The sequence below is a fragment of the Parasphingopyxis algicola genome, assembly GCF_013378075.1.
GTDB classification, from domain to species: Bacteria; Pseudomonadota; Alphaproteobacteria; order Sphingomonadales; family Sphingomonadaceae; genus Parasphingopyxis; species Parasphingopyxis algicola.
Window position 1 is genome coordinate 2,698,640 of the sequence record NZ_CP051131.1, and the last position, 26,333, is coordinate 2,724,972.

A 26,333-nucleotide genomic window follows, 5' to 3' on the forward strand; every position below is an offset into this window, starting at 1 on the left:
TCCCAGGGTCTGAGCTACAAGGAAGGGGAAGCCCATGTCTTCGAAATTCAATCGCCGTTCGTTTCTCAGCCGTATCGGCGCGACCGCTGGCCTCGGCGCGCTGGCCACCGTTACCGGTGCCTGCGACCAGCTCGGCCTCGGTGGCGGCGAAGACAGCGATACCGCGGGAACCGATCCGGGCGACGACATGCCGCCCGCGGGCGGCGCGGAATCCGGTACGGCGGGCAGTGGCGAGACGGGGTCGGCGGGCGCCGAGCCCCCGGTCCAGAGCGGGCTCACCGATACCGATAGCGGGGCGACGGCGGACCCGGCCGGCAACGGCCGTGGCGGACCGAGCAATGGCGGCAGCGGCATCACCGACAGCGATACAGGCGCCAATGCCGACCCGGTCGGACAGGGCCGCGGCGGCAATAGCGGCGGCATCACCGACAGCGACACCGGCGCGAACGCCGATCCCGTGGGCCGAGGGCGCGGCGGCAATCGCAGCGGCGGCGGAACCGGCGTGACCGACAGCGACACCGGCACCAATGCCGATCCGGTCGGTCAGGGCCGCAGGCCGAACACCGGCGTTACGGACCGGGATACCGGCGCGAGCGCCGACCCGATCAACGGCGGACGCGGCGGCCCGGGGAGTACCCGGGGTTTCACGGACAGCGATATGGGCTCCAGCGCCGATCCGGTCGGCCAGGGCCGCGGCGGCAACTGAGACGGTCCCCAGCCGCCACGTCTTTTCGCCAAGTTCCATCCCATGGATGCCTTGCGGCAAACCGCCTGGTCTTTTGCTCCAGATCAATGTGCAACGGACGCGCCATGGCCAGAAATGGCGTGACAGAATAAGGGTGCGGCCGGTCCGCGTTTTTCGAGAGACATCATGCACAAATATGACCCGACCACCGGTCTTCCGCAGGAATCCATGGATGCGCTCCACCGCGTCCTCGGCCCGGTCGATCCGAGCACATTCTTCACCGAGACCTTCGAGGAGAATTTCCACCTGATCGAGCGCGGCGAGCCCGGCCGTTTCGCCGATCTCGTCTCGGTCGACGTGCTCGACGCCTTCATCGCCGACAACCAGCTGTTCGACGGCCAGATCGATGCGACCCGCGCCGATCCGCAGATCCGCCGCGACGCCTTCACGCTCGAGAACAACCAGATCGATCGCAGCGCGCTGCTGCGGCTCTATCAGGACAAGGCGACGATCATCGCGCCGCACCTGCACAGCTATCACAAGCCGCTCGGCGATTTCGTCCGTGCGCTCGAGCCGGTGTTCAGCGCCTCGGTGCAGACCAATATCTACCTGACCCCCCCGGGCGCGACGGGTTTCCGCACCCATTACGACAATCACGACGTGTTCGTGATGCAGGTATCGGGCGCCAAGAGCTGGCGGCTCTACGATGAACCCGTCGGCAAGCCGTTTCGCGGCGAGGGGTTCGAGCCCGGCAAGCACGATGTCGGCGATCCGCAGGAGGAATTCGTCCTCAAGGCCGGCGACACCGTCTATATCCCGCGCGGCATGATGCACGACGCCGATGCGCATGATGAGGAAGCTTCGCTCCACATCACGCTCGGCCTCGTCACCAAGACCTGGGCGGATGTCGTGCTCGAGGCGATTTCCAAGGCGGCGCTTGAGACGGACGGTCTGAGGCGCGCCCTGCCGCCCGGCTATGCCAATCGCGATTTCGATCGCGGTCCGGCGCGCGAGCAGTTCCGCGCATTCGTCGCCGAGCTGGCGGAAAAGGCCGAGCTCGACGAGCCGCTCGACATCATCGCCGAGGATTATGTGAAATCGCGGACCCCGGAGATGGCGGGCATCGTCCGCTACGCCTCCAGCCCGGTCCCCGAGGACCAAGGCTACCAGGCCAGCGAGAACGGCCTCTACCGCCTGATCGAGGACGAGGAGAGCGGCGAGTTCGCGGTCGTCACGCGCGGCGGATCGAGCGAATTTATCGGCGCGAAGCGCAAGGCGTTCGACCGGGCGATGGACGGCGAACCCTTCACCCGCGCCGATCTTCCCGAGATCGAGGAAGCGGACGCGATCGATCTGGTCCGGCGGCTGCTGTCGCGGGGATTGGTGCGGCCGGTTTAGGTTTTTGGAGACTTTCTGGCAGGTTTTCCCCGCATCAGAATTTATTTGTCAGACTCGACCTGTCGGTCGAGCGCGGCACCGGGATTCTTTGGTCAGAATTTTCCTGACGGAAAATCGCCGCAAATTTTTTGTCAGAAACTTCCTATCGGAAGTTCGCCGCACCGGCCCTCTCCCCCTCCCGACCTCCCGTTGAGTATACCCTGTGGGAGGTCGGGAGGGGGAGAGGGCCGGTGCGGCGCCTGAGCGTCAGCGAAGGTCTGACAAACAAAGAGCCTGACCAAAACTAACGCGACGCGAGCCGGATCTCCTCGGCGCGGGCTTCGTCGATCTCCGAGAGCCGGAAATTGACGGTCGTGCCGTTCATCCGGCCGGTCACGCGCCCGTCGCGCACGACGAGCCGGAAACGAGCGCCGGTCGGATAGTGCCGCCCGGTCAGGATGCGCTGGTCGCCGCGCTCTTCGGTCTCGTAGACATAGGTGATGCCGTTATGCTCGAACCGCTCCTGCGAAACGGTATCGGCCAGGGCGGGCGCGCCGAGCGCGAGCAGCGGGACGGAAAGAAGGATGGAAGCTTTCATGATCGGTCTCCAATGGCTTATCGCCAATTCGAACACCTCTCTCCGCGTTCCGGGATAGGCGTCGGCCATTGTGCGCTGCAATATGAACGGGCGCAGCACCGCATGCACGAATTTCACTTTTTCGAAAATTGCGCGGCGGCGAATTTTCCTTAGCCGGCGATCCCTTAGCCCGCCATCATCGTCATTCCGCGCGCCAGATAGGCCAGTCCGATCAGGGTGACGACCCAGCGCGTCCAGCCCAGAAAGCCGGTATCGGTCATCCGGTCGAGCACGGCCTTGCCGGCGCGCGTCCCCACAAGCGTCAGCGGGATCGCGAGCAGGATCGCCAGCCAGGGCATCTCGGCGCCCCCCGCCGCGAAGACGAGCGGCCCGCCATAGACGATGATCTTGGCGAGATGCGGAAAGACCTGGCTGAACGCCTTGGTCGCGACGATCTGGTGGCGGGTCAGCGTCGTGCGCACGAAGAAGATGTCGAGCAGTGGCCCGGCGACCCCCGCGAGCAGGTTGGTCCCGGTCACCAGCAGGCCCGAAGCGAAGGCGTGGCGCGGCCGGCGCGCATCGAGCGCGAAGCGTTTGGCCGGCAGCCAGACCGACAGGCCGACCAGCCCGAGCGCGACGAACACGAGCGGGCGCGGCGGCACCCAGGCGATGATCCAGGCGATACCGGCGAAGACCAGCGCGGCGACGAGCGAGGCGAGCGCGTACCAGCCGATGACGGACCAGACGATATCGCGCCGGTTGAGCCAGGCCCGCCAGCCATTGGAGACGATCTGAATGATACCATGGGTTACGAATGCCGCGCTGATAGGGAGCAGCAATGCCAGCGCGCCCATCAGGACGAGCCCGCCCGCCATGCCGAAAATCCCCGAAATCAACGCTGTCACGAAAGCGATGGCGGGCAGCAGGATCGTCAGCGGCGCAAGCATGGCGCGCTGATAGCCGGATCGGGCGGGCAATGCCATCGAACGGCGGGGCGCCGCCACTTGTCGAACGCTGACGGCGCTCAGAGCCCCGCCGCGGGCGGTTAGTCGAAACCCGGTTGCGCCCGCCGGCTGTCCTGCGAGTGCCGGAACACCGACATCAACTGGGGACCATATCATGAACTCGAAATTTGGACTTTTCCTCGCACCGGTCGCGCTGCTGTGCGCCACGCTGCCGCAGACATCGGCCTTCGCGCAGGATGGCGCGCATGCGGCGCTTTACGCCGAGGCGGTCGGCGCCGAGGGCCGCCCCGAAGCCATGGTCGAGCTCGACCAGCATCGCCGGCCCGCCGAGATCCTCGCCTTTTTCGGCGTCGAGCCGGGCGACAACATCCTCGAGGTGGGCATGGGCGCCGGCTATTGGGTCGACATGCTGGCCCGCGTGGCGGGCGATGAGGGGCTTGTCATCGGCAGCGTGCCCGAAATCGCCTATGAGGCCCGGGAAAGCGTGCGCGAGGCGACCGACGCTGCGGGCGAGCGCAACGCCAATTTCCGCGCCGATATCGGCAGCATCCAGGAGATCAACTATCCGGCGGCGAGCCTCGATTTCGTGATGCTGAGCCTGATTTTCCACGATGTCTATTTCGTGAGTTCCGATTTCGGCTTCGTCCGCCAGACCCCGCAGATGTTCCTCGCGGGCGTCTATGAGGCGCTGAGGCCCGGCGGCACGGTGGGCGTGATCGACAGCGTCGCGCCCGCCGGCATGGCGCCGCGCGAAAGCGTCGATGCGCTGCACCGGATCGATCCCGCGGTCATCCGCCGCGAGTTCGAGGCGGCGGGCTTCGTCCTCGAGGAAGAAAGCGACCTGCTGCGCAACTCCGAGGACAGCCTGACGACCTCGGCCTTCGATCCGAGCATTCGCCACCGGACCGACAAGGTCGTGATGCGCTTCCGGCGGCCGTAATTTGTCAGACTCACAACCTAGCGGTTGAGCGCCGCACCGGGATTTATCGGTCAGAACGTTGCTAGCGCAACGTCGCCGCACCGGCCCGCTCCCCCTCCCGGCCTCCCACGAGCGTACCCTGATTGGGAGGCCGGGAGGGGGAGCGGGCCGGTGCGGCGATTTTCCGTCAGGAAAATTCTGACAAAAAAAGAAGTTCGCCGCACTGACCCTCAGGTCGAGTATGACCGATCAAACCCGCGCCGGCTCGTTCGCCAATTCGTCCTCGTTGAACAGCCGGCCGCGCTCGGTCGCCAGAACGCTGACCAGCGCCAGGCTGCCGCAGACGAGGAAGCCGAGCGAGAGCGGCAGGGTCGTGCCGTCGTACATCTGCCCGATGCTGCCGCCGATCACCGCGCCGACGAGGACGCCGACCGCGCCCTGGACCGAGCTGGCCGTGCCCGCGATCGCGCCCATTTCCTCCATCGCCATCGCCCCGAAATTCGCGCCGCACAGGCCGAATGCGCCCATGTTCGCGGAGAGCAGGATCAGGAACACCCAGAGCGACTTGTTGCCGGTATAGGCCATGACCGCCCCGGCGGCCGCGAAGCCGATAAAGGCGAGCAGTGCGCTGTGCGATACCAGCCGCGTGCCGAGCCGGAGCACGATGCGGGAATTGAGCAGCGAGGCGGCCGACATCGTGCCGGCGATCATCGCGAAGGCGGGCACGAGCATGTCGGGCCGGTCGAACGTGTCGTACATGACCTGCTGGATCGAGTTGATGAAGCCGAACAGCGCGCCCGACAGCATCGCCGAAGCGAGCATATAGCCGAGCGACTTCCGCTCGGTGACCGTATGCCGCCAGCCGCGCCCGATGCGGGCCGGCGTCAGCGGCAGCCGGTCTTCGGGGCTCAGCGTTTCGGGGAGCCGCCAGCCGATCCACAGGCCGACGCCGATCCCGATCGCCGCGAACATCCAGAAAATCCAGCGCCACGAGGCGAAGGCGAGGATGATCTCGCCGAACAGCGGCGCGAGCACGGGAACCGCCATGAACACCATCATCGCGAAGGACATGACCTGCGCCATCTTGCGCCCGACATAGAGGTCGCGGACGATCGAGATGGCGAGGACGCGCGTCGCGGCGACCGCGATGCCCTGGCAGAAGCGCGCGGCGAGCAGCAGCTCGAACGACTGGGCGAAGGCGGCGACGACGCTCGAGGCCGCATAGAGCCCCAGCCCGCCGACGAGCAGCGGACGGCGGCCGAACCGGTCGGACAGCGGGCCGTGGACGATCTGGGCGAGGCCGAAGCCGATCAGCAGCGCACCGATCACGAGCTGGCGGTCGTTGTCCGCGGCGACGTCCAGCGCCTCGCCGATCGCCGGCAGCGCGGGCAGCATCGCATCGATGGCGAGCGCCGTCATCGCCATGAGCGAAGCGACCATGGCGACGAATTCGGTGAAGCCCGGCACCGTGCGGGCCGGCCGGTCAGGCGCTCCGTTCGTCATGCGTGGCCCATGCGCCATTTTGCGGTGCAGCGGAACCCGTTAATTGGGCAGCGGCGGCGGACGGCGCTTGACCGGGCGGGGCGGAGCCCTGATGGAAAGCGGGTGATGGACTCCATGCCTGCCGACATCGCGCTCACCATCCAGCTCGCGCTGGCGCCGGCCTTCCTGCTCGTCGGGATCGGCCAGTTCCTGATCCTCGCTGCCGGGCGGCTGGGCCGGGTGGTCGACCGGGCACGGATCATCGCCGATATCCTGCCGCGCGAACCGGGACCCGAACATGACGACTGCATCGCGGAGCTCAGGATGCTCGACCGGCGGATGACGGTCACCGGCCTCTCCATCCTGTTCGGCACGATTTCGATGATCGCTGTCTGCCTTGTCGTCGCCGGCCTGTTCGCCGCGCGGCTGTTCGAAATCGAACTGACCGGAATGACCGCCGCGGCCTTTGTCGGCGCCATGGGGCTGTTGATCCTCGGCCTGATCACCTTTCTCTACGAGGTGCATCTGGCGAACAAGTCGATCCATGTCCGCGCCGACCTGCTGGACAAGCCGAAGCGATGAGCCCGGCGGGCGAGAAACGGCTGTTGCAGCTGGCGGCCGGGATCGCCTGTCTCGTCCCGATCGGCATGGGCGCGGCGAGCATCGCCATCGGGCCGTCGATATTGTCCGGGATCGGCGATCCGCCGGTCCGCGATCTCGACAGCCATTTCCGCTATCTGTCCGGCATCTTCCTCATCCTCGGCCTCGCCTTTGCGAGCTGCGTGCCGGGGATCGAGACCAAGACGGCGCGGTTCCGGCTATTGGGCGCGATGGTCGTGGCGGGCGGCCTCGCGCGCGCCTGGTCGGCGGCCGAATACGGCTTGCCGTCGGAAGGGCATCGCTTCGGCCTCGTGATGGAGCTCGGCGTCGTCCCGCTGCTCATCCTCTGGCAGGCGCGGGTCGCGCGGCGCTTGAGCGTCCGATGAGCGATCCCTGGCTCGCGGGCGCGCTCGCGCTCTGGGTGGCGCTTGTGTTCGCGCTCGAACGGCTGGCCGTCGCGCAAACCCCGCCCGCCGACAATCGCCGCCGTATCCTGCGCAATATCGGGCTCGGGCTGATCGCGCTCGCCACGGCGCCGCTGCTGCTGACGTTCACCGGGCGGATCGCGTCGGGCGTCGAACCGCTGGTGCCGCTGGCAGGGCTGGGCGCGCTCGGCGCGCTCCTCGTCCAATTGCTGATCCTCGATGTCTGGACCTATGGGATGCACCGCGCCTATCATGAAATCCCGCTCCTCTGGCGCTTCCACGCCCCGCACCATCTCGACGAGCATCTCGATGCGAGCTCGGCCTTCCGCTTCCATCTCGGCGAGATCCTGATCTCGGCCGCGATGCGGCTGATCCCGGCGTTCGCCTTCGGCATCGACGCGGCGACGCTGCTGTTGTTCGAAGCGATCCTGACCGCCAATGCCGTGTTCCACCATTCGAACATCCGCCTGCCCGCCCGGTTCGAGCGGCTGCTCTCCTTCGTCATCGTCACGCCCTCGATCCACTGGCGGCATCACCGGAACATACAGGCCGACACCGACAGCAATTACACCGCGATCCTTTCACTCTGGGACCGGCTGTTCGGCTCGCGCAATCCCAAGCCGCGCCGGATCGGCATGCCGATCGGCGTCGAGGGCGAGCGGGACCGGAGCTTCGGGAAGCTGCTGGTTTATCCGTTTGCGGGTTGATTTGTCAGACTCGATTCTTGGGTCAGAATTTCGCTAGCGCGAAATCGCGGCACCGGCCCGCTCCCCCTCCCGGCCTCCCACAGGGTAAACTTATTGGGAGGCCGGGAGGGGGAGCGGGCGGAGATGGCAGAGGCTCCGGCGGCGCAAAGCGTCGTTGGATGCCATCGGAGGGCGGTGCCGCGCTCGACCGCAAGGTCGAGTCTGACAAACAGTCCCCCGGTGCCGCGCCTGAGGCGAAGCCGAAGATCTGACAAAAGGAATCTGCCGCGCTCGACCGTCAGGTCGAGTCCGACAAAGAAAACCCTATTCCCCGCTGTCTTCCGGCGCCGCATAACGCAGGGCGATCAGGCGGTCGCCCTCGAAGACCGGGGCGTCGGGCACGGTAACCCCGTCGTTGAAATCGAAAATCCGGTCCTCGTTCATGTCGTAATGGAGCATGACGATGAACATCTCGCCGGTCTCCGGAACCGCATTGATCGTGATCCCCACATCATGGCTGATCCCCTGGAGGACCGGCGCCGCGCCCACATATTCGGTGGGCACCGGAGCGCCGTCACGGAACGGATGCATGACGAGGAAGCCGTCGCGCTCGATGCGCACCGAGGGGAAGGTGAAGGTCGCGCCCGATCGGGTTGCGCCTTCGAGCCGGATCGCATTGCGTTCGCCATTGCCGGTTTCGATCTGCGGCGGTGCTGCCATGTCCTCCTGAGCCGCGGCCAGCGCCGGGCCGGAAAGAAACGCCGCACAGGTCCAAACCGCTGCCATCCTGATCATATTATATCTCCTGCCGACTGGACTTATCGGATATGGAAAGGGCGATCCACCTTGACGCTGCCCGCCTACCTGCGGCATCTGGCGGCTGTCACAGTTCAGGCACAGCTCAGGAAACACCCATGTCCGCGCGTATCTACCAACGGATGAAGAATGCCATGCAGTCGGGCCGCCACCGCGTCGGCCTGTGGACTCTCGAATTCGAACCGAGCGAAGCGCAGCGCGCCGATCCGCTGACGGGCTGGGCCGGGTCGTCAGACACCAACCGCCAGGTCCGCCTGACCTTCCCGACATTGGAAGCCGCGAAAGCCTATGCCGACAAGCAGGGCATCGCCTATCATGTCGTGCCGGGACCCGAAAAGAAACTGAAGCTCCAGGCCTACGCCGACAATTTCCGCTAGGAGCCGACTTCAGTTCCCGGCCCATCGCCGCGCGGCATCGAAGGATGGCGTCCGCCGTCTCCTCGAGCTCGGTCGCCGGATGGAGATCGGTGCCCTGGAGGTGGACGACCGGCCAGCCCATCGATTCGGCTCGCCGCGCTTCTTCGACGGATGCCGGCGAGGTACGCACGAAACCGCGCTGCGCATCTAGCCAGTCGGGCATCGGCGGCGCGCCTTTCGGGTCTTGCTGGTCGGTTCCCGGGCCCGTTAGCACGGTTTGCCGCGACGCACGGCCTATCCGCGCGGCATGCGCAGCATCGGATACATGACCGGCGAGTCGCCCGTCTGGATCTCGCCCATCAGTTCGAACCCGTGCCGCTCGTACAGCGGATTGTTCTTCGAGTTGGACGATTCCAGATAGGCCGCCGCGCCGTCCGCATCGCACAGCCGCAGCCGGTGTTTGAGCAGCGCGCTGCCGAGCCCGCGACCCTGGCGAAACGGATCGGCCGCGATTTGCGGCAGATACCAGCAGGGCGTTTCGGGGTGGGCTTCATCCATCTGCGCGAAAAAATCCTCGATCGCGTCCATCCGGTCGTCGGGGACCGAACCGGCGATCACCGTCATTACCGCCTCGTCGTCGGGAAAGAAGTCCGGCGGCAGCCAGCAGGCCGCCGCCCCGCCGCACGCCGTCATGTCGGCCGTGCCTTCGTCGAACGCCCGCCCGCAAAAGGCGGTCACGAAATCCGGCATGGCGCGCGCATAGATATCGCTGTCCGGCCATACCCAGCGCGCGACGGGATCGGCGACGAAGCCGAGCGTGATTGCGGCTTTGGCCCCGGCGCGCTCGCCATGGGATTTTGCGGATTTCACTGCGATCATCGTCATCATCTTGTCCTGAACCGTGTTTCGGGATCGGGACGCCATGACTGGCTTGCGTTGTAGCGAGCGTGGGAACGGGCGTTGTTTTTCAAGATGGCGCCCGAAAGCGGTCGACGGGCTATGCCTGCCGGGCGGGATCAGGCCCGATCGTCGCCGGCCAACCAGCCCGCCCCCAGCAACGCCAGCATCCGCACGTCGATCACGCAGTCCTCGTCCCGCTTCGCCGCCACGAAATCCGCGACGCCGGTCAGCGGGACGCGGTGGACGATGATATTTTCATGGTCGGTGCCGCCGCCAGCGCCGACTTTTTCCAGCGCCGTCGCCTTGAGCAGGGCGAAGGTCTCGCTTGTCATCCCGGGCGAGGAGCAGAAGCGGCCGAGATTCTCGATCTTTCCCGCGCGATAGCCGGTTTCCTCTTCCAGCTCGCGGCGGGCGGCCTCGACCGGATCCTCGCCGGCCGTGTCGTCGCCGACGAGCCCGGCCGGAAATTCCAGGCAGTTGGCCTTGAGCGGCACCCGGTACTGCTCGACGAGGATCACATGATCGCCGCCGGTATCGCCGTCACCCGCCGCGTCGATCGCCAGCAAGGCCGCCGCGCCGATGCCGCGCACCCGGCTCACATATTCCCAGCGGCCCTCCTGGAGGATGGCGAGATAGTTGCCGGCCCAGTGGGTGGTGACGGGATCGCTCATAATGCGGGTTTACGGCCTTAGCGCGCGGCGATGCGTTCGACGCCGCCGAGCCGGGCGGTCAGCGCGTCGACGGCGCTGTCAAACCCTTCGGACACCTCGCCCGCATCGAAATGCGCGGCCATTTCCGATTCGGTCGCGTCGGTAAACTCGCGGGTCAGGGCTTCGTGTGCGCCGGTCGCCGGGACGATGGCGATCGCCTCGTCGGCCGCGGCGATCAGGATAAGCGCGCCGCCCGCGCCGATGCCGCGTTCGCCGACCATCTCGGCCGCCTTTTGCTCGATATCGGTGTCGTCGGTGCTCAGGATCACCGCGATATGGACCTCGTGACCGGTTTCCGCGTGAAAGGCGGCGAGCCGCTCGTTCAGCTGCGCATCCATGCCTTCCTCGAGCAGCCCGATATCCTTCACATAGTCGATCGGGCCCTCGCGCCCGTCTTCTGCGACAGCGGCCTCGTCCACGGTCGCCGCTCCGGCGGCTTCGGCATCGCCACCGGCGCTGCCGCTACAGGCGGCGAGAGCAAGCGCCATGCCCGTAATCGCGATCGGGCTCCGATATCGCATTGTGCCTATTCCCCCTGATTGCCGAGCCGCGCGATCAGCGCATCGGCCCCGGCGTTCAATCCCTCGGCCAGCTCGTTCTCCTCGAAATGCGCGATCATCGCCACCTCGGTGTCGCCGGTAAAGGCTTCGTCCAACCCTTCGCCGACGACAGCCAACGCCTGGTCCGCTCCGGCGACGTAGATCAGCGCATCGGCCTCGCGTTCGGTACGCCGTTCCTCGGCGATCGTTTCGATATCGGCGCCGTCGGTCGTCATCCCGAGGATGATGTGGACGTCCTGTCCGCTGTCCGCGTGGAAGGCCGCAAGCTTCTCGTTGAGGGTGGCGATGAGCGCGGCGTCGACCAGGCCGTCCGTCTCGTCCTCGGCATAGCCCGATGCGTCATGGGCGGCGGCATCGTCCGCGGCCGTGTCCTCCGTCGCCGCGGCCGCCGCTTCATCGTCTTCATTCTGGGTGGCGGCTTCGCCGCTACACGCGGTCAGCGCAAGCGCGACGGCGATCGTCCCGGCCGGGATCATGGTGGAGATTTTCATCGAAACAGTTCCTCTGCGGCAAAGTCCGGGCCATCGCATATTTGGAACGCCCGCGAAACAGGCTTGGCCCGGCGAGTCCGCGAATTTCCGCGCGGAAAATTCCGACGGAAGAAACCGCCATACTCGGCCGATCGGTCGGGACTGAAGAACCGGATCCGACCGAATCCCGATTTCGTTGGAACCTTTGTCCGGCTCCGTTCATTGGAAGGGTGGACTGCGGCGCCGTAATCGCCGTTAAAAGCCCGAAAACAAACACAGGGAATACAACACCATGAAGAAGATGATTTTCACCACTGTCGCTGCCTCCGCCGCCCTCGCGCTCGGCGCCTGCCAGAGCCCGGAAGCGGACGCCGTCGAAGATGCGGCCGAAGAGCAGGCCGAAGCGATCGACGAAATGGCCGACGAAGCGACCAGCGAGGCGCGGGAAGAAGCGCTCGAAGAGCAGGCGGATATCGTCGAGGAACAGGGCGAGGAAGCCGCCAACGCGATGGACGATGACGGCGAGATCGCCCCGAGCGAGACCGGCATCGGCGACACGCAGGAATAGTCTTCGGACAACCGGATACGAGCCATTTACGGTAATGCCTCCCATGGCATTGACGGCGTTGCGGGTCACTCCCCGCAGCGCCGTTTTCGTTGGTTCGTCAGACCTTCGGCGTTCGCCTCAGGCGCCGCGCCGGGGTTCACTTGTCAGAACATTGCTATCGCAATGTCGCCGCACCAGCCCGCTCCCCCTCCCGACCTCCCACTAGGGTACACTCAATGGGAGGTCGGGAGGGGGAGCGGGCTGGTGCCGCGCTCGACCGCAAGGTCGAGTCTGACAAACAAGAATCTGGTGCGGCGATTTCCTGCTATGGAAATTCTGACAAACAAAGCCCCCGACAAACCCGCCCAATCCCGCCAAAATCGCCGCTTTCCCGCGCTCACTTCCCATTAACGCGCGAAGCCCTATATTGGGGCTGCCGGGGCTTGCTCCGGCTATGGCGATAAACGGTGTCGTGCAATAGACACAGCGGACCCGGGGGCAGTACCCGGCGGCTCCACCATAGTGGGCGGTTTTCCGAGGGTTTCCCGACGATTTCCACCCGCCAAGATGGGGCCGAACCAGGATCGACGTGTGTTGAAAGACGCCACTTTTCGCCCGGCCTGAATGCGCCGCAAAACCGTTCACAAACCATAAGTGCCAACGATAACGAAGCACTTGCTATTGCTGCGTAACGCATAGCCTCACGGCTTAAGTTACAACGACAATAACGGGGCTGGACCACGCCCGGCAACAGAAGTGGAAACCGGCGGTCCGGGGCGCACCGAGCAACAGAAGCGCCCCACTCCAATCCCCACAAAGTGGTACTTTGCGGGGTCCCCGCTTCTTTCGTCAGGCCTTCGGCTTCGCCTCAGGCGCCGCCCCGGGTTTCTCTTGTCAGAACATTGCTATCGCAATGTCGCGGCACCGGCCCGCTCCCCCTCCCGGCCTCCCATTGAGTGTACCCTGTTGGGAGGCCGGGAGGGGGTGCGGGCCGGTGCCGCGCTCGACCGATAGGTCGAGTCTGACAAAAGAGACTCCGGGAGGGGGAGCGGGCGGAGATGGCAGAGGCTCCGGCGGCGCAAAGCGTCGTTGGATGCCATCGGAGGGCGGTGCCGCGCTCGACCGCAAGGTTGAGTCTGACGAACAAACACCGCCGCTCAACCCCCGTCCGCGTCATCCCCCTCCGGAAACGCCCCGCCTTCCATCCGCGCCTTCACGATCGCGAGCTGCGCATCGAGCGCCGCGATCGCGTCCTCCTCGCCGATATCGTCCGCAGCGCGCCGGTCCGCCGCCGCGTCCGCGCGCTTCAGCAAGGTCACGAGGATCGCGTCCGAATAGCGTTTCCGGTAGACCGCCACCTTGCCGCCCGAGACGACCGGCTCCCACACCCCCTCCACCGCCCGCTCGAACGCCGCCGCCTCCAGCACCGGCAACGCCTCGGTCAGCGCCCGCTCCCAGGCCGCCGCGAACCCGGCATCGCGCCTGCGGTGGCGATAGGCGCTGGTCGAGGAGATATGCGCAATCGCGCACGCATCCCGCACACAGCCCGTCCGCGCCAGCGCATGGAGGAATTTTCGTTTTCGGGGCGTCGTCCACCCGTCATGCCGGGTGCGATACTCCCAATCCCCCGCCTTCGCGAGGGCAGGCGGGTTGAGGGCAGGGGAGTTGGTCTCAACCAATTCCGTTTGGGCTGAGCCTGTCGAAGCCTTGCCCTTACTTTGCCCGGTTGAAGAAGAAGGACAGCCCTTCGACAGGCTCAGGGTAAGCGGTTCTTTTTGCGGCGCAGGCAGGCGCGGCGGATCGGGATCGGCCATGATCGGGCTCCTCACACAGGGAATGGAGCCGATCTATTTATACTATCCGGGGGTCTGTAGGACAGGGAATAAGTTGCATACGGGCTATCGATTGATCAGTACCGAAAAGCAGAGGCTCGAGGAATTGGAGGCGGGGATGTTCCAATCAATCAATTTGATCGCGATTATTAGCGCGCTGACCACGCTGTTAGCGTCCGCTTTGATTGTAGGTAGAATTTCCTATTTCTTTGCTACATTGCGCGCGCGCCTCAATGCTCGCAGACTATCAAGCCAGATGGATCAAGCAGTATTTGCTGGTCCGTTCTCAAAAGGCGCTCTCAAAGCTTCCTTCCTCACTTACGTCGAACCAGATTGCTCTCCTACCGATCCGTCAAACGAATCTGACTTGAGATACACAGCAGACGTCAGGGAGCGAATATTCAAAGTCGTTGATCGTTATGTCGAAGTGTCTGGCCGGCGAAAACATCTTATGATCCTCGCAGACTCTGGAATGGGTAAGACGTCGTTTTGCCTAAACTATTTCTTACATGCTCAAAAAAAATTTACTCCGGAACACCATGTAGCCTTGGTCAGTCTCGCGCATCCCGAATGCATGGAATATATCGCGGCAATTAAAAATAAGCGAAATACAATTCTATTATTGGATGCATTGGATGAGAATTCAGAAGCGATTGTAAATTATAACGAAAAACTATCAGAAATACTTATTGCTGCAACAGATTATCTAGTAGTAATTGTAACTTGCCGATCCCAATTTTTTGAAGATCAGGACCACATACCGGTCGATACAGGTGTCTCCATGCTGGTTCCGCGAAAAGGTGGAGAGTCTGCAACCTATAAAATACCCGTTTATCCCCTTGACGCACGTGTAGATTGCCCGTATACTGCGGGCTATGGACAACAAGAAAAGCCCCTCTGCCTCACCTGAATTTAGCGTTCGCGAGTTTTTCCAGCGCTTCCCGGATGACGATGCCTGTCTCGCGCACATCATGGACGTTCGCTATGGCGGCACCCGCTTCGACTGCCCGTCATGCGGCACCGTTGGCGCGACCTTCCACAAGCTGGAAAAGCGCCCGGCCTATAGTTGCTCGGCTTGCGGGCATCATGTCTATCCGTGCGCCGGGACGGTCCTGCACCGCACCCGGACGCCGCTCGTTTCGTGGTTCTATGCGATCTATCTGTTCTGCACGACGCGCCACGGCGTGTCGGGCAAAGAGCTGCAACGCCAGCTTGGCGTGACCTATAAGACGGCGTGGCGCATGGGGCAGCAAATTCGCCAGCTTACCGAACAAGCCGATGTTGCCGCGCTTCTGTCCGGCCATGTCGAGCTTGATGAGGCCTATGTAGGCGGCAAGCGGTCGGGCGGTAAGCGCGGGCGCGGTGCGCCGGGCAAGACTATCGTCATGGGCCTTGTCGAGCGCGGTGGCTCCATGAAAGCCAAGGTCATCCCGAACGTGAAGAAAGACACGCTGCGCAAGGTGACGCTGGAAAATGTTGAGCCGGGATCGGTTGTCTCGACGGACGAGCTTTACAGCTACAACTTACTCACGAAAGACGGCTACCGTCACGGCGTCGTGAAGCACGGCAAGCGCGAATATGCCTACTACGATTATCAGACTGGCGAGAACCACCATGTCAATTCGGTTGAAGGCTTCTGGCGTCTGTTTAAGGCGTCGGTTCGCTCAACCCACGTCCATATCAGCGAGAAATATATGAGCCGCTATCTTAGCGAGTTCACTTTTCGGGCGAACCATCGCGACCGGGCGAACGGGATGTTTGATCTTCTGGTTGGGGCACTTTGATGACGCTCCCCAATCGGGAGTCGAACTCAGCAGAGGGAATTGGACCTACGCCATCGGCCTCTGCCTGATCGGTAAATTCATCTAATCGTCCGGTTTCCAGCGCTTCACGTAACGACAGCATAGCGCTATCCTTTCTTGCGATTCTTAGTCTGCATTGTTGCAGACTATAATACCTTTTAAAAACAACAGACTATGCGTTTAGTCTGCATATAGTCGACAAAGGCTAACATGAGCAACGACCAGTTTTCCCTCGATCTACAGCCTCCAGAGCGCACACTACCACAACTTTGGACGGCAGACGATATTTACAATGCCTGTGACCAGTCCGTGATCGAGGGGTTTGGTGAAGACCACCGCGTCGAACGGAAGCGTGTTGAAGTTCACGCGCGCGATCTCGCGGTTTACGTTTCGATGTGGTCAAACACGCAGCCGCACGGCGGGGTTGTTTTTATCGGGGTAGCAAATTCAGGGGAAATTCGCGGGTGCGCGAATGCCGCCACCACCCATCTGAATGATCTAAGATCGGTGCGAACGTATTGCCCAGATGCAAAGGTCGAGTTCAAGGAAATCCCCGTTACTAACGACAAAGGGGCGGACGATTTCGTGTTGGCGGTACGGGTGCACTACCGGCACGACAAATTAGTCGAGTGCGCAAGCGGCGAAGCATATGTCCGCGAGGGTGAGTCTAAGAGACGCCTTTCGGAAGCAGAAAAACGAGAGATACGGCTCAACAAGGGTGAGCTAGATTTTGAATCTGATGGCGTTGCGCTGCGTTATCCCGACGACTTTAATGCTGATCTTTTAGCACTGTTTCATTCCGAATTTGTGCGGAAAAGAAGTCTCTCCCGACGCGACTACAGCATTGAAGATGTGCTCTATTTGACGAAGATGGGCAAATCTGGCCCGAACGGCTTTGAGCCCAATATTGCGTGCGCGCTAATGTTCGCGAAAGACCCGCGACGGGTGCTACCTGGGGCGTTCATTCGGGTGCGCCGATATGACGGCATAGAAGAGCAATTCGGCACGAGTATGAATGTGTTGGCAGACGAAACGTTCGACGGCGCGCTGCCCAATCAGATAGCTGACGCAGAAACTTTCATAGCCCAGCAAATTCGAAATTTCACGCGGCTAGGAGCTGATGGGCGCTTTGTGACAAGCCCGGAATATCCCCGCGAAGTTTGGCTTGAAGCACTCGTCAACGCAGCTGTGCATCGATCCTACAATCTCAAAAACATGAACATCTTTGTGAAAATGTTTGAGGACAAACTTGTCGTAGAAAGTCCGGGAGGGTTTATGCCACCGACGACGGCTGAATCCGTTTACGACGCGCACAATCCGCGGAACCCCAATCTCATGTGGGGCATGTATTATCTTGATTTTGTGCAGTGCGCCTTTGAGGGAACTCGAAGGATGCGAAGGGGAATGCGTGAAGCTAACCTTCCCGACCCAATTTTTTCGTCCAAAGAAATCGGCATTTTCCAAGTGAGTGTGGTGCTGGAAAATGCGATAGAGCATCGGAAATCTTTTATCAGGGCCGAGGCCGCGCCCGGCATTGACCAGAAGATTTACGAGAATCTGTGCCAAGAGGAAAAAATGATCGTCAACGCATTAGCGGACGGCAAGGACTTGAATGTTAATGATGCCATGCTTCTAGTGGGTAAAGACTGGCGAGCCACAAGAGCGTTTTTCGATCATCTGATGGACATGGGAATTGTGGGACAGACGCCCGGGAAAGCGCGCAACCGATGGCGAAAATACTACCTCGTCCTCGGCACTAAATCACCTGCTTCAAGGGGATAAACGGGATAAAATATACCATGCGTATTTGATGCCTTTTGATAAAGGACAGATAAACAAATATATAAATCGTCAGTTTCCGATACTCGCCTTTTACGGCTTACCAAATCGCCGAAAAGCTAAGAGCTTGGTTGAAAGGGTTCCAGAATTAAGTGTTAGGCCAATGCTGCTTGAACTTTTGCCCGATTTGGTTCGAGAACGGAGAGAGGTATCTGAAATATTTGAGCTGTACAGATTTATGATTGAACAGTGGCTAATTAGAGAAAGTCACTGGATTCCAAAAGACATATTGTACATCTCTTCGAAGAAGCTTGCCGTACACATATTTGAAAAGCAATCGAACGGGCACGGTGATAGAGTCAGCGTTAATGAATTGATGGCAGTTGCAACAACTAAAAATGTAGATGTTAAGTATTGGGATCACTTAACGTCACGATCTCTTCTAAATCGTGATGGGGACGGGGGCTTCAAGTTCGCGCATAGATCGATACTCGAGTATTTCTTTGTAGTCGCAGCGATCGAAGGAGAGGAGAAATGCTTTTCGCTGAAATGGACGGACTTAATGAAAGAGCTATTTATAAGTTGGGGCTACGTATCAATTGACCAAGATAGCGTGGAAGTTGCAGAGAGTATTCTTAAACGAGATTTAAATAAAACAGGGCTGATACCCTTGTCTGCGCCGCCCAATCCGCCGGCTCGTATATCAGGAACGATTCTGGATAGAACGTTTAAGTCGAAGACAGCAAGAGGTATTCGACACAAGACAATTAGTCCGACATGGAGAGGCAACAGTCTATTTTTAAACGAACGTGGCAGCAATTGGAGAATTTGGGACGTAGAATACAATTTGGAATGGGTAATACCAAGAGAGGTTAATCAAGATGATGAGCTGAATGAATTTGCTGTGATGTCGCTGGTCGATCTTCAGAAACTGGAGAACAACGAACGAGATCCATATAGATTCCCGTCATACGAGGAATTTATCTCTCTGATACAGGGCTTGGAAGCAATTGACCGTATGGATATTTTGAGCAGCAGGCATCCATATTATATTGGTGATAAACTAGGTGATAGAATGCACTTGGTGGTTTCGCTAGATGGGGCGCTTGCTAGTACAGCTGCAATGGCGGTCATAGACGAAAACAGAATTATCGATGGGCTGGGCGTCCGACCAACGCTGTACATGGCGAGCATTCATCATAATCCTGCGGTTTTTCAGTCCGCGAAAGCGATAGGGGCTCGCGTGCGACGACCGAAGGCCAAATAGCCTCGGAAGCGATTGGAGCTTAGGAGCTCTTCCCCCACGCGCCCCATCCCGCTAAACCCTTCCCGACTGATTCACCCGCTTTGCCGCCGGTCGCCGCGCCCCGCCGCGTTCCCCTTCCGGCGCAAAGTACCACTTTGCGACGAAAGACTCTTATGACCCAGACCGGCCACGACACGCTTTCCACCCGTTCCTCCCTCACGGTCGAGGGCAAGACCGTCCAATATTATTCGCTCGCCAAGGCGGCAGAGAAGCTGGGCCCAAAATCTGATGTAGATCTCTCGCGCCTCCCGTTCAGCATGAAGGTGCTGCTCGAGAATCTGCTGCGCTTCGAGGACGGGAAGACGGTGACCACGGACGACCTCACGGCAATGGCGGACTGGCTCAAGGAGCGGCGGATTTCGCGGGAGATCCAGTACCGCCCGGCGCGGGTGTTGATGCAGGATTTTACCGGGGTGCCGGCGGTCGTCGATCTGGCGGCGATGCGGGACGGGATCGTGGCGCTGGGCGGCGCGGCGGAGAAGATCAATCCGCAGGTGCCCGTCGATCTCGTCATCGATCACAGTGTCATGGTGGATGAGTTCGGCACGCCGACCGCGTTCGAGGAGAATGTCGCGCTCGAATATCAGCGCAATATGGAGCGCTACGAGTTTCTGAAATGGGGCGCGGGCGCGTTTGACAATTTCCGCGTCGTGCCGCCGGGGACGGGCATCTGCCACCAGGTGAACCTCGAATATCTGGGGCAGGGCGTGTGGAGCAGCGAGGATGCGGACGGCGATCTGGTCGCCTATCCGGACACGCTGGTCGGCACGGACTCGCACACCACGATGATCAACGGGCTCGGCGTGCTGGGCTGGGGCGTCGGCGGGATCGAGGCCGAGGCCGCGATGCTCGGCCAGCCGATCTCGATGCTGATCCCCGAAGTGGTCGGCTTTCACCTGACCGGCGCGATGGCCGAGGGCGTGACCGCGACCGATCTCGTGCTGACGGTCGTCCAGATGCTGCGCGAAAAGGGCGTGGTCGGGCGGTTCGTGGAGTTTTACGGCGAGGGGCTGAAGTCGCTCACATTGGCCGATCGGGCGACGATCGCCAATATGGCGCCCGAATATGGCGCGACCTGCGGCTTCTTCCCGATCGACGAGAAGACGACCGAATATATGCGCCTGACCGGGCGCGACGAGTGGCAGATCGCGCTCGTCGAGGCCTATTGCAAGGAGCAGGGGCTCTGGCACAATGTCGACGATCCCGATCCGGAATTCACCGACACGCTCGCGCTCGACATGGGCATGGTGGTGCCGAGCCTCGCGGGGCCGAAGCGGCCGCAGGACAAGGTCGTGCTGCCCGAGGTCGATGAACTCTTTAATGGCGAGATGCAGAGCGTCTATGGGCGCGACGGGAAGCGCGTGCCGGTCGAGGGCGTCGACCATGATATCGGCGATGGCGATGTCGTGATCGCGGCGATTACGAGCTGCACCAACACCTCGAACCCGGCGGTGATGGCGGCGGCCGGGCTGGTCGCGAAGAAGGCGCGCCAAAAGGGGCTGAGCGTGAAGCCCTGGGTGAAGACGAGCCTCGCGCCCGGATCGCAGGTGGTGACGGATTATCTGGAAAGCTCGGGGTTGCAGGACGATCTCGACGCGCTGGGCTTCGATCTGGTCGGCTATGGCTGCACGACGTGCATCGGCAATAGCGGGCCGCTGGCGCCGCCGATCTCGAAAGCCGTGAACGAGAACGATCTGGTGGCGGCGAGCGTCTTGTCGGGGAACCGGAATTTCGAGGGGCGCGTGAGCCAGGATGTGCGCGCGAACTTCCTCGCGAGCCCGCCGCTGGTGGTGGCCTATGCGCTGAAGGGGACGGTGACGGAGGATATCACCGACACGCCTTTGGGGCAGGGGAGCGACGGGGCGGACGTGTTCCTCGCCGATGTCTGGCCGTCCAACGCCGAAGTGGCCGAGACGATCCAGGCGCATGTCAATCGCGATATGTTCGAGACCCGGTACGCCAATGTCTTCGATGGGGACGAAATGTGGCGCTCGATCGATGTCGAGCCGAGCGCGACCTATAGCTGGCGGTCGGGCAGCACCTACGTCCAGAATCCGCCCTATTTCGAAGGGATGACGATGGAGCCGGAAGCCATCGAGGATATCGTCGACGCGCGGCCGCTGGCGCTGTTCGGCCAGTCGATCACGACGGATCATATTTCGCCCGCCGGCGCGATCAAGGAGGACTCGCCGGCCGGAGAATATCTTACAAATCATCAGGTTAGCCGGAAGGACTTCAACTCCTACGGCTCGCGCCGCGGCAACCACGAAGTCATGATGCGCGGCACCTTCGCCAACATCCGCATCAAGAACCAGATGCTCGACAATGTCGAAGGCGGCTACACCCGCCACATCCCTAGCGGAGAGCAGATGTCGATCTACGATGCCGCGATGCGCTATCAGTCCGAAGGCACGCCCTTGGTGGTCATCGCCGGCAAGGAATATGGCACCGGCTCCTCCCGCGACTGGGCCGCGAAGGGCACGAACCTGCTCGGCGTCAAGGCCGTGATCGTCGAAAGCTTCGAGCGTATCCACCGTTCGAACCTGGTCGGAATGGGCGTTCTCCCGCTGCAGTTCGCCGAGGGCGTGACCCGCGAAACCCTGGGGCTGGACGGCACCGAGACGTTCACGATTCTGGGCGTCGCCGATATCGATCCGCGCCAGACCGTGGAGGTCGAAATGACGCGCGCCAACGGCGAGACAGCAACCTTCGAAACGCTCTGCCGCATCGATACCGCGAACGAGATGGAGTATTTCCGCCACGGCGGCATCCTCCATTATGTGCTGCGGAATCTGGCGGCCTAGCCGAACATGCGCTAGGCTTCCCGCCATGCCGCGGTTGGGAGAAGTTTCGAAGGACGAGGCGGACGATTATGTCCGCGCGCTCTACACCGCCCTGTTCGGCGATCGCGATCCGGTCGCCGAGCCGGGTACCGCGACAGGCACGCCGGGAAACTGGTGGACGGTGTTCGCGCTCGTGCCCGATGCCTTCAAGCACACGACCGAGGGCTTCGGCTTTTACCGTTCGGACCAGCGCAAGCTCGATCCCGTGCTGTGCGAGCTCGGCCAGACGCGGGCCGGCTATGCGGTCGGATCGCGCTTCGTCTATTCGCAGCATATGAAGGCCGCCCGCTTTGCCGGGCTGACCGACGAGCAGGCCGAGGCCATCGCCCATTGGCCGGTTGCCGACTGTTTCGATGAGATCCAGCGCGCCGTGCTCGCCTATACCGATTGTCTCGTGCTCCAGCATGGCCGCGTGCCGGACGGCGTGTTCGACACGCTCAAAAAGCATCTCTCGGACGAGGAGATCCTCGAGCTGACCTATATTACCGCGACCTATATGATGCATGCGGTGATGAGCCGGGCGCTCCGGCTCGAATATGACGATGTCGACGATCCGGTCGCCGAGGTGCCCGCGCCCGAAGGCGCGACTGCCGATGTGATGGGCATGGTCGACCATCGGCACCGCGACAGAGGACAGGAGGAATAGCGCCATGGCCTATCATCATCTCGCGCTCGCGGCGAAGGACATGAAGGCGATCCACGATTTCTACGAGGGCGTGATGGGGTTCGAGCTCGTCAAGGTGGAGATCGCGCCGGTCATGGGCGGCGGCTGGGGCAAGCATTTCTTCTACCGCATGGACGCCGACGATAGCCGCTTCATCGCTTTCTGGGAGTTGCACGACGTCCCGGGACAGGCGGATCAGGTGCACGACCTCAACGCGGCGGCAAAGATGCCGCAGGGCACCAATCATTACAGCTTCGCCGTGGATACGCGCGCGGAGCTGGATGGCTGGCGCGAGCGCTGGAACGATGCCGGGCGCGACGTGCTCGAGATCGATCACAACTGGTGCCGCTCGGTCTATACGCGCGATCCCAACGGCAACATGATCGAATTCTGCCTGACGACCGGCGAATTCACCGAAGCCGACCGCGAGCGTGCCCTGGCCGCGCTCGACGAGACGGAAATGCAGGCGAGTCCGCCGCCCGGATCGATGAAGAACTGGCCGGCGGGATAAGTATTAGTTTGTCAGAATTTCTCTCGCGCGAAATCGCGGCACCGGATTCCATTTGTCAGACTCAACCTGTCGGTTGAGCGCCGCACCGGCCCGCACCCCCTCCCGACCTCCCATTCAGGGTATGCTCGTGGGAGGTCGGGAGGGGGTGCGGGCCGGTGCGGCGAACTTTCGCCAGAAAGTCTCTGACAATCAAAACCCGGTGCCGCAACGTTGCGCTAACAACGTTCTGACAGATAATAGCGTTGCGAAACCGCTACCCGCCTTACGACGCCAGCTTCAGCGGTGTTCCGCTCGCCTCGGGCGCTTCCGCGCATTTCGCGCTGAGACCGTTGAACAGAGTGTTGATCGCGATCCGGAGGTTATCCATATTCGCGCTCTCATAGCGCGGGATCAGGGCCGGATCGCAGAAGGGCGCCAGCATCAGATTGACCGGCGACATCAGCCCGTCGATCGTCATGCCCGGAAATTCGCCGTCCGAAATGGCCTCGGCGAGGATCGTCGCCATATAGTGATCGGCGAGATCGACATAGCTCATGATCACCTCATGATGCTCTTCGCCGAGCGCCATGCAGGCCATGAAATAGTCGCGATCTTCTTCATAGCGTCGCCGCTTTTCCGCGGCGCGCCGCGCGAAGAACTGGTACAGCTTCTCGCGCGGCGGGAGATCGCTCTCGACCACCTCTTCCATCATATCGTTGAACGGGCGGAACCAGCGCTCGACAGAGGCCTCCATAAGGGCCTCCTTGCTGGGGAAGAAACGGTACACATTGGATTGCGACATGCCGCAGGCATTGGCGATATCGGTGACGCTCGGGACGACTGCCCCCCGTTCGCGGATCAGCTGTTCGGCAGCCTCGAGCAACTGCTCGGCAGCAGCATCGTGATCGGTTTGGGGACGGGCCATGATAATCTCCTTGATGCTACTGTATCGCATCCACATGACAGTTTTATGATAAACAATAACTAATATCAATTATCACTATAGGCAAGGGAGAATTGTCGCACCGGAGCGTTGCGCCTATGGCAGCCCTTTCCACTTGGGGATGGCTGAAAAATGGCGAATGGACAGGCTGATAGCGGGATAAATCGCAATCCGGTCAGCGGCTCGATCGCCCTGATCCGCCGCTGGTGGCGGATGGTCTGCCGCGAGGTCGATCAGGTCGCGGTGATCGAAAAGGTGCGCGGCGAATCGGGCTGGACGCCGCGTTATGTCTTCATGACCTGCATGTCGGCCGGGATCGCGATCCTCGGCATGCTGCTCTCCTCGCCGGCGGTCGTGATCGGCGCCATGCTGCTATCGCCGCTGATGGGCCCCATTCTCGGCATCGGGTTCGCGCTGGCGGTCGGCGATTTCCGCTGGCTCAGGGATGCGGGACGCGCATTGGGGCTCGGCACGATCGTCGCGATCCTCTTCTGCGCCATCATCGTCGCCATGTCGCCGCTCCAGACGATCACCTCGGAGATCGCGGCGCGCACCCGCCCCAACCTGTTCGATCTCGGCGTGGCGCTGTTTTCCGCGCTGGCCGGCGCCTATGCGATGATCCGCGGCCGCGACGGCACGATCGTCGGCGTCGCCATTGCGACCGCGCTGATGCCGCCGCTCGCCGCGATCGGTTTCGGCCTCGCCACCTTCAACTGGGCGGTGTTCGGCGGGGCGCTGTTCCTGTTCTTCACCAACCTGATGACGATCGCGCTGACCGCGGCGGTCATGGCGCGCATCTACGGCTTCAGCACCTATCTCTCGTCCAAGCAGAGTGTCGCCCAGTCGGTCGTCATCGTCACCGTATTCGTGGCGCTCGCGATTCCGCTCGGCTTTTCGCTGCGCCAGATCTCCTGGGAGGCCAATGCGACCCGCCAGGCCCAGGCTCTCGTCGGCGACGAGTTCGGCGACGCGGCGCGCATCTCGCAACTCGATTTCGATTTCGATGCGGAGCCGATCACCGTCACGGCCTCGGTGCTGACGCCCGAGATCGTCGGCGGCGCCGAGGAGCGCGCGCAGCGGACGTTGCGGCGCGAACTGGGGCGGATGGTGAATGTCGACCTGCGCCAGTTCCAGGTGGACACCGAAAGCACGACCGACAGCGCGGAACTGGCCCTCGCCCGGATGCGGGAACAGGCGGCCGCGACGCGCGAGGAGATTGCCGACCTGACCGACCGGCTGGCGCTGATCGCCGGCGTCAATGCGGACGAGGTGACGGTCGATCGCAATGCCCGGCGCGCGATCGTCCGGGTGCGGGCGCTGCCGGGCGCGGAACTCGAGACCTATTATGCGCTCGAAGGCCGGGCCAACGGCCGCGCGCAAGACTGGGACGTCCAGGTCGTTCCCCCGGCCAAGGACCTGCCCGCGATCGGTTTTGCCGATGGTGAGCCCGATGCGGCCGGACAGCGCAATATGGTCATCGCGATCTGGGCGGCAGAGCGGCTGGCGGTGCCGGTCGGCGTTTCCGGATCGGACGCCGCGGTCGCGGTGGTCATGGAGCGGATGCGCGACGCGGGGATCGATGTGCGGCGGCTGCCCGGCGATCAGCCCGGTTTCGTCGCGCTGAGCTGGTTGGCGCCGGACGGCGGCGAGGAGGAATAAGCGCGAGTCGGTAAATCGATCGCTGTTCCTTTGGGATACGTTTCGTCACTGCGAGCGCAGCGAAGCAATCCAGAGCCGCAAACACCGTCGCTAGCCGCTCTGGATTGCGTCGTCGTTTCACTCCTCGCAATGACGGGAATGTTGTCGATGGTCCGAAGAGGCCAGCTGAAAACTAAGACACGGGAGCTGCAATGGCCGATGCCAGCCAGTCCGGCAGGTCGAGCCCGGCCAGATCCTCGACCCGGCGATGTTCGACGGAGAGGCCGAGATCGGGATAGGCGATGCGCTGGCGCTTCTCGTCGGCGCGGTCGCGCGGCACGATAACGAGCCTCCGATTGACCTTGTTGCGATAGTGCATGCGGGCCGTGTTCTCCTGCCCGACATAGCAGCCTTTCTCGAAATCGACGCCGTTCAGCTCCTCGGCATTGCATTCGAGCCAGAGCGTCTTGTCGCTGCCGAGCTCGGCGATGCCCTCGGTCACGCCGAGCGCCAGGCGATGGGCGCGCCAGCCCTCCGCCGGTTCGCTCGCCGGCGCGAGCCAGCGATGGCCGAGCGCGGCGAGGCGCGGGTCGGGCGGACGGGCGCTCGCATCGGGCGACCAGTGGACCGCGAGCGCATCGTCGCGGGCGATCTCGATCGGGCGGCGCAGGCGGTAGAGCGCCAGGCGCTTCGCCAGATCGTCCGCGGCTTCGGCTTCGCAATCGACGAGAATATCCGCGCCATCGGCCCAGAGGAGGAAATCGAACAGCGCCTTGCCCTGCGCGGTCAGCAGCGCCGTCCATTGCGGCGTGTCCGGCTGGACCCGGTCGACATTCTGGGTGACGAGGCCCTGCAGGAATTCGCGGACATTGTCGCCCGAGAGGCGGATCAGCGCGCGGTCGGAAAGGGTGGTGGCGGCCATGGACTTCAATTAGGGATCGGGCCGTGCAAAGGGAAGCCG

At 62.5% G+C, this 26,333-nt stretch carries 27 protein-coding genes and 1 other RNA gene; 17 read left to right on the forward strand and 11 right to left on the reverse strand.

The features are described from left to right. The first annotated feature begins 34 nt into the window (after positions 1–34). Entirely contained in the window at positions 35–706 is a 672-nt protein-coding gene (locus HFP57_RS13490) for a hypothetical protein (protein ID WP_176870275.1), read from the forward strand. A gap of 165 nt (positions 707–871) precedes the next feature. After that, positions 872–2,083, forward strand: coding sequence for a cupin domain-containing protein (locus HFP57_RS13495; RefSeq protein WP_176870276.1), 1,212 nt, complete (start codon positions 872–874; stop codon positions 2,081–2,083). A 283-nt stretch (positions 2,084–2,366) separates the two neighbouring features. On the opposite strand, the gene HFP57_RS13500 is transcribed toward HFP57_RS13495, so the two are convergent. Beyond that, the gene (locus HFP57_RS13500; protein WP_176870277.1) at positions 2,367–2,660 is read right to left on the reverse strand and encodes a hypothetical protein; all 294 of its coding nucleotides are present in this window, start codon (positions 2,658–2,660) and stop codon (positions 2,367–2,369) included. Between the two features lie 164 nt (positions 2,661–2,824). Next, entirely contained in the window at positions 2,825–3,622 is a 798-nt protein-coding gene (locus tag HFP57_RS13505; RefSeq protein ID WP_246263164.1) for a sulfite exporter TauE/SafE family protein, read from the reverse strand. 136 nt (positions 3,623–3,758) lie between these two features. On the opposite strand from HFP57_RS13505, the gene HFP57_RS13510 reads away from it, so the two are divergent. Then, the gene (locus HFP57_RS13510) at positions 3,759–4,544 is read left to right on the forward strand and encodes a class I SAM-dependent methyltransferase (RefSeq protein WP_176870278.1); all 786 of its coding nucleotides are present in this window, start codon (positions 3,759–3,761) and stop codon (positions 4,542–4,544) included. Positions 4,545–4,772: 228 nt separating this feature from the next. Here HFP57_RS13510 and HFP57_RS13515 read toward each other — a convergent pair whose 3' ends face one another. Beyond that, on the reverse strand, positions 4,773–6,026 hold the full coding sequence (locus HFP57_RS13515) for a multidrug effflux MFS transporter (RefSeq protein WP_176870279.1): 1,254 nt from the start codon (positions 6,024–6,026) through the stop codon (positions 4,773–4,775). A 105-nt stretch (positions 6,027–6,131) separates the two neighbouring features. Between HFP57_RS13515 and HFP57_RS13520 the strand changes: the two genes are divergently transcribed. From HFP57_RS13520 to HFP57_RS13530, 3 genes are read left to right on the forward strand one after another with little or no spacing between them, the layout of a single operon-like run. Further along, the gene (locus tag HFP57_RS13520; RefSeq protein ID WP_246263165.1) at positions 6,132–6,587 is read left to right on the forward strand and encodes a DUF2721 domain-containing protein; all 456 of its coding nucleotides are present in this window, start codon (positions 6,132–6,134) and stop codon (positions 6,585–6,587) included. Beyond that, positions 6,584–6,991, forward strand: coding sequence for a DUF4345 domain-containing protein (locus HFP57_RS13525; RefSeq protein ID WP_176870280.1), 408 nt, complete (start codon positions 6,584–6,586; stop codon positions 6,989–6,991). The genes HFP57_RS13520 and HFP57_RS13525 overlap by 4 nt, the downstream gene beginning before the upstream one ends. After that, positions 6,988–7,737, forward strand: a complete 750-nt coding sequence (locus tag HFP57_RS13530; RefSeq protein WP_176870281.1) for a sterol desaturase family protein — start codon at positions 6,988–6,990, stop codon at positions 7,735–7,737. The genes HFP57_RS13525 and HFP57_RS13530 overlap by 4 nt, the downstream gene beginning before the upstream one ends. Before the next feature lie 303 nt (positions 7,738–8,040). Here the strand turns inward: HFP57_RS13530 and HFP57_RS13535 are convergent, their stop codons facing one another. Then, positions 8,041–8,511 carry a DUF7282 domain-containing protein gene (locus HFP57_RS13535; RefSeq protein ID WP_176870282.1) on the reverse strand — a complete coding sequence of 157 codons (471 nt, stop codon included), beginning with the start codon at positions 8,509–8,511 and terminating at the stop codon, positions 8,041–8,043. Between the two features lie 119 nt (positions 8,512–8,630). Between HFP57_RS13535 and HFP57_RS13540 the strand changes: the two genes are divergently transcribed. Then, the gene (locus HFP57_RS13540) at positions 8,631–8,909 is read left to right on the forward strand and encodes an ETC complex I subunit (RefSeq protein WP_176870283.1); all 279 of its coding nucleotides are present in this window, start codon (positions 8,631–8,633) and stop codon (positions 8,907–8,909) included. 273 nt (positions 8,910–9,182) lie between these two features. On the opposite strand, the gene HFP57_RS13545 is transcribed toward HFP57_RS13540, so the two are convergent. From HFP57_RS13545 to HFP57_RS13560, 4 genes are all read right to left on the reverse strand, one after another. Further along, the gene (locus HFP57_RS13545) at positions 9,183–9,773 is read right to left on the reverse strand and encodes a GNAT family N-acetyltransferase (RefSeq protein ID WP_246263166.1); all 591 of its coding nucleotides are present in this window, start codon (positions 9,771–9,773) and stop codon (positions 9,183–9,185) included. A gap of 131 nt (positions 9,774–9,904) precedes the next feature. Next, positions 9,905–10,459: an NUDIX hydrolase gene (locus HFP57_RS13550; protein WP_176870284.1), complete on the reverse strand. Its 555-nt coding sequence runs from the start codon at positions 10,457–10,459 to the stop codon at positions 9,905–9,907. Positions 10,460–10,476: 17 nt separating this feature from the next. Beyond that, a complete protein-coding gene (locus HFP57_RS13555; protein WP_176870285.1) occupies positions 10,477–11,019 on the reverse strand; it encodes a TPM domain-containing protein in 543 nt (180 codons plus the stop codon). 5 nt (positions 11,020–11,024) lie between these two features. Further along, the gene (locus HFP57_RS13560) at positions 11,025–11,549 is read right to left on the reverse strand and encodes a TPM domain-containing protein (RefSeq protein ID WP_176870286.1); all 525 of its coding nucleotides are present in this window, start codon (positions 11,547–11,549) and stop codon (positions 11,025–11,027) included. A 271-nt stretch (positions 11,550–11,820) separates the two neighbouring features. On the opposite strand from HFP57_RS13560, the gene HFP57_RS13565 reads away from it, so the two are divergent. Together HFP57_RS13565 and ssrA are read left to right on the forward strand one after the other, a co-directional pair. After that, positions 11,821–12,096 carry a hypothetical protein gene (locus HFP57_RS13565; protein ID WP_176870287.1) on the forward strand — a complete coding sequence of 92 codons (276 nt, stop codon included), beginning with the start codon at positions 11,821–11,823 and terminating at the stop codon, positions 12,094–12,096. A gap of 376 nt (positions 12,097–12,472) precedes the next feature. Beyond that, positions 12,473–12,840: a transfer-messenger RNA gene (gene ssrA, locus HFP57_RS13570) on the forward strand. Between the two features lie 392 nt (positions 12,841–13,232). Here ssrA and HFP57_RS13575 read toward each other — a convergent pair. After that, positions 13,233–13,889 (reverse strand): hypothetical protein, encoded by a 657-nt coding sequence (locus HFP57_RS13575; RefSeq protein ID WP_176870288.1) that lies wholly within the window; start codon positions 13,887–13,889, stop codon positions 13,233–13,235. 91 nt (positions 13,890–13,980) lie between these two features. Between HFP57_RS13575 and HFP57_RS13580 the strand changes: the two genes are divergently transcribed. The 7 genes from HFP57_RS13580 to HFP57_RS13610 all read left to right on the forward strand — a co-directional run bounded on the left by HFP57_RS13580 (position 13,981) and on the right by HFP57_RS13610 (position 22,812). Further along, positions 13,981–14,817, forward strand: coding sequence for an NACHT domain-containing protein (locus HFP57_RS13580; RefSeq protein WP_176870289.1), 837 nt, complete (start codon positions 13,981–13,983; stop codon positions 14,815–14,817). Then, positions 14,783–15,691, forward strand: a complete 909-nt coding sequence (locus HFP57_RS13585) for an IS1595 family transposase (protein ID WP_176870290.1) — start codon at positions 14,783–14,785, stop codon at positions 15,689–15,691. Before HFP57_RS13580 ends, HFP57_RS13585 begins: the two co-directional genes overlap by 35 nt. 228 nt (positions 15,692–15,919) lie before the next feature. After that, positions 15,920–17,491, forward strand: a complete 1,572-nt coding sequence (locus HFP57_RS13590) for an ATP-binding protein (protein WP_176870291.1) — start codon at positions 15,920–15,922, stop codon at positions 17,489–17,491. Positions 17,492–17,519: 28 nt separating this feature from the next. After that, on the forward strand, positions 17,520–18,755 hold the full coding sequence (locus HFP57_RS13595; protein ID WP_176870292.1) for a hypothetical protein: 1,236 nt from the start codon (positions 17,520–17,522) through the stop codon (positions 18,753–18,755). A 152-nt stretch (positions 18,756–18,907) separates the two neighbouring features. Next, entirely contained in the window at positions 18,908–21,598 is a 2,691-nt protein-coding gene (gene acnA / locus HFP57_RS13600) for an aconitate hydratase AcnA (RefSeq protein WP_176870293.1), read from the forward strand. A gap of 25 nt (positions 21,599–21,623) precedes the next feature. After that, positions 21,624–22,283 carry a carboxymuconolactone decarboxylase family protein gene (locus tag HFP57_RS13605; RefSeq protein WP_176870294.1) on the forward strand — a complete coding sequence of 220 codons (660 nt, stop codon included), beginning with the start codon at positions 21,624–21,626 and terminating at the stop codon, positions 22,281–22,283. A 4-nt stretch (positions 22,284–22,287) separates the two neighbouring features. After that, positions 22,288–22,812: a VOC family protein gene (locus HFP57_RS13610; RefSeq protein ID WP_176870295.1), complete on the forward strand. Its 525-nt coding sequence runs from the start codon at positions 22,288–22,290 to the stop codon at positions 22,810–22,812. Between the two features lie 262 nt (positions 22,813–23,074). On the opposite strand, the gene HFP57_RS13615 is transcribed toward HFP57_RS13610, so the two are convergent. Continuing rightward, entirely contained in the window at positions 23,075–23,716 is a 642-nt protein-coding gene (locus tag HFP57_RS13615; RefSeq protein ID WP_176870296.1) for a TetR/AcrR family transcriptional regulator, read from the reverse strand. A 150-nt stretch (positions 23,717–23,866) separates the two neighbouring features. Here HFP57_RS13615 and HFP57_RS13620 point away from each other — a divergent pair, with 150 nt between their 5' ends. Further along, positions 23,867–25,393 (forward strand): DUF389 domain-containing protein, encoded by a 1,527-nt coding sequence (locus HFP57_RS13620; RefSeq protein ID WP_246263167.1) that lies wholly within the window; start codon positions 23,867–23,869, stop codon positions 25,391–25,393. A 172-nt stretch (positions 25,394–25,565) separates the two neighbouring features. Here the strand turns inward: HFP57_RS13620 and ygfZ are convergent, their stop codons facing one another. After that, positions 25,566–26,294 (reverse strand): CAF17-like 4Fe-4S cluster assembly/insertion protein YgfZ, encoded by a 729-nt coding sequence (ygfZ, locus tag HFP57_RS13625; RefSeq protein ID WP_176870297.1) that lies wholly within the window; start codon positions 26,292–26,294, stop codon positions 25,566–25,568. Between the last annotated feature and the right edge of the window lie 39 nt (positions 26,295–26,333).

Bases quoted from the DNA above. Each gene is read 5' to 3' on its own strand.
- HFP57_RS13590 (WP_176870291.1), top strand. From the start codon at position 15,920: ATGAGCAACGACCAGTTTTCCCTCGATCTACAGCCTCCAGAGCGCACA.
- HFP57_RS13585 (WP_176870290.1), top strand. From the start codon at position 14,783: ATGGACAACAAGAAAAGCCCCTCTGCCTCACCTGAATTTAGCGTTCGC.
- HFP57_RS13560 (WP_176870286.1), bottom strand. From the start codon at position 11,549: ATGAAAATCTCCACCATGATCCCGGCCGGGACGATCGCCGTCGCGCTT.
- HFP57_RS13605 (WP_176870294.1), top strand. From the start codon at position 21,624: ATGCCGCGGTTGGGAGAAGTTTCGAAGGACGAGGCGGACGATTATGTC.
- HFP57_RS13515 (WP_176870279.1), bottom strand. From the start codon at position 6,026: ATGACGAACGGAGCGCCTGACCGGCCGGCCCGCACGGTGCCGGGCTTC.
- acnA (WP_176870293.1), top strand. From the start codon at position 18,908: ATGACCCAGACCGGCCACGACACGCTTTCCACCCGTTCCTCCCTCACG.
- HFP57_RS13530 (WP_176870281.1), top strand. From the start codon at position 6,988: ATGAGCGATCCCTGGCTCGCGGGCGCGCTCGCGCTCTGGGTGGCGCTT.
- HFP57_RS13550 (WP_176870284.1), bottom strand. From the start codon at position 10,459: ATGAGCGATCCCGTCACCACCCACTGGGCCGGCAACTATCTCGCCATC.
- HFP57_RS13555 (WP_176870285.1), bottom strand. From the start codon at position 11,019: ATGCGATATCGGAGCCCGATCGCGATTACGGGCATGGCGCTTGCTCTC.
- HFP57_RS13520 (WP_246263165.1), top strand. From the start codon at position 6,132: ATGGACTCCATGCCTGCCGACATCGCGCTCACCATCCAGCTCGCGCTG.
- HFP57_RS13505 (WP_246263164.1), bottom strand. From the start codon at position 3,622: ATGGCATTGCCCGCCCGATCCGGCTATCAGCGCGCCATGCTTGCGCCG.
- HFP57_RS13545 (WP_246263166.1), bottom strand. From the start codon at position 9,773: ATGACGATGATCGCAGTGAAATCCGCAAAATCCCATGGCGAGCGCGCC.
- HFP57_RS13595 (WP_176870292.1), top strand. From the start codon at position 17,520: ATGCCTTTTGATAAAGGACAGATAAACAAATATATAAATCGTCAGTTT.
- HFP57_RS13620 (WP_246263167.1), top strand. From the start codon at position 23,867: ATGGCGAATGGACAGGCTGATAGCGGGATAAATCGCAATCCGGTCAGC.
- HFP57_RS13610 (WP_176870295.1), top strand. From the start codon at position 22,288: ATGGCCTATCATCATCTCGCGCTCGCGGCGAAGGACATGAAGGCGATC.
- HFP57_RS13500 (WP_176870277.1), bottom strand. From the start codon at position 2,660: ATGAAAGCTTCCATCCTTCTTTCCGTCCCGCTGCTCGCGCTCGGCGCG.
- ygfZ (WP_176870297.1), bottom strand. From the start codon at position 26,294: ATGGCCGCCACCACCCTTTCCGACCGCGCGCTGATCCGCCTCTCGGGC.
- HFP57_RS13575 (WP_176870288.1), bottom strand. From the start codon at position 13,889: ATGGCCGATCCCGATCCGCCGCGCCTGCCTGCGCCGCAAAAAGAACCG.
- HFP57_RS13565 (WP_176870287.1), top strand. From the start codon at position 11,821: ATGAAGAAGATGATTTTCACCACTGTCGCTGCCTCCGCCGCCCTCGCG.
- HFP57_RS13490 (WP_176870275.1), top strand. From the start codon at position 35: ATGTCTTCGAAATTCAATCGCCGTTCGTTTCTCAGCCGTATCGGCGCG.
- HFP57_RS13525 (WP_176870280.1), top strand. From the start codon at position 6,584: ATGAGCCCGGCGGGCGAGAAACGGCTGTTGCAGCTGGCGGCCGGGATC.
- HFP57_RS13495 (WP_176870276.1), top strand. From the start codon at position 872: ATGCACAAATATGACCCGACCACCGGTCTTCCGCAGGAATCCATGGAT.
- HFP57_RS13510 (WP_176870278.1), top strand. From the start codon at position 3,759: ATGAACTCGAAATTTGGACTTTTCCTCGCACCGGTCGCGCTGCTGTGC.
- HFP57_RS13615 (WP_176870296.1), bottom strand. From the start codon at position 23,716: ATGGCCCGTCCCCAAACCGATCACGATGCTGCTGCCGAGCAGTTGCTC.
- HFP57_RS13535 (WP_176870282.1), bottom strand. From the start codon at position 8,511: ATGATCAGGATGGCAGCGGTTTGGACCTGTGCGGCGTTTCTTTCCGGC.
- HFP57_RS13540 (WP_176870283.1), top strand. From the start codon at position 8,631: ATGTCCGCGCGTATCTACCAACGGATGAAGAATGCCATGCAGTCGGGC.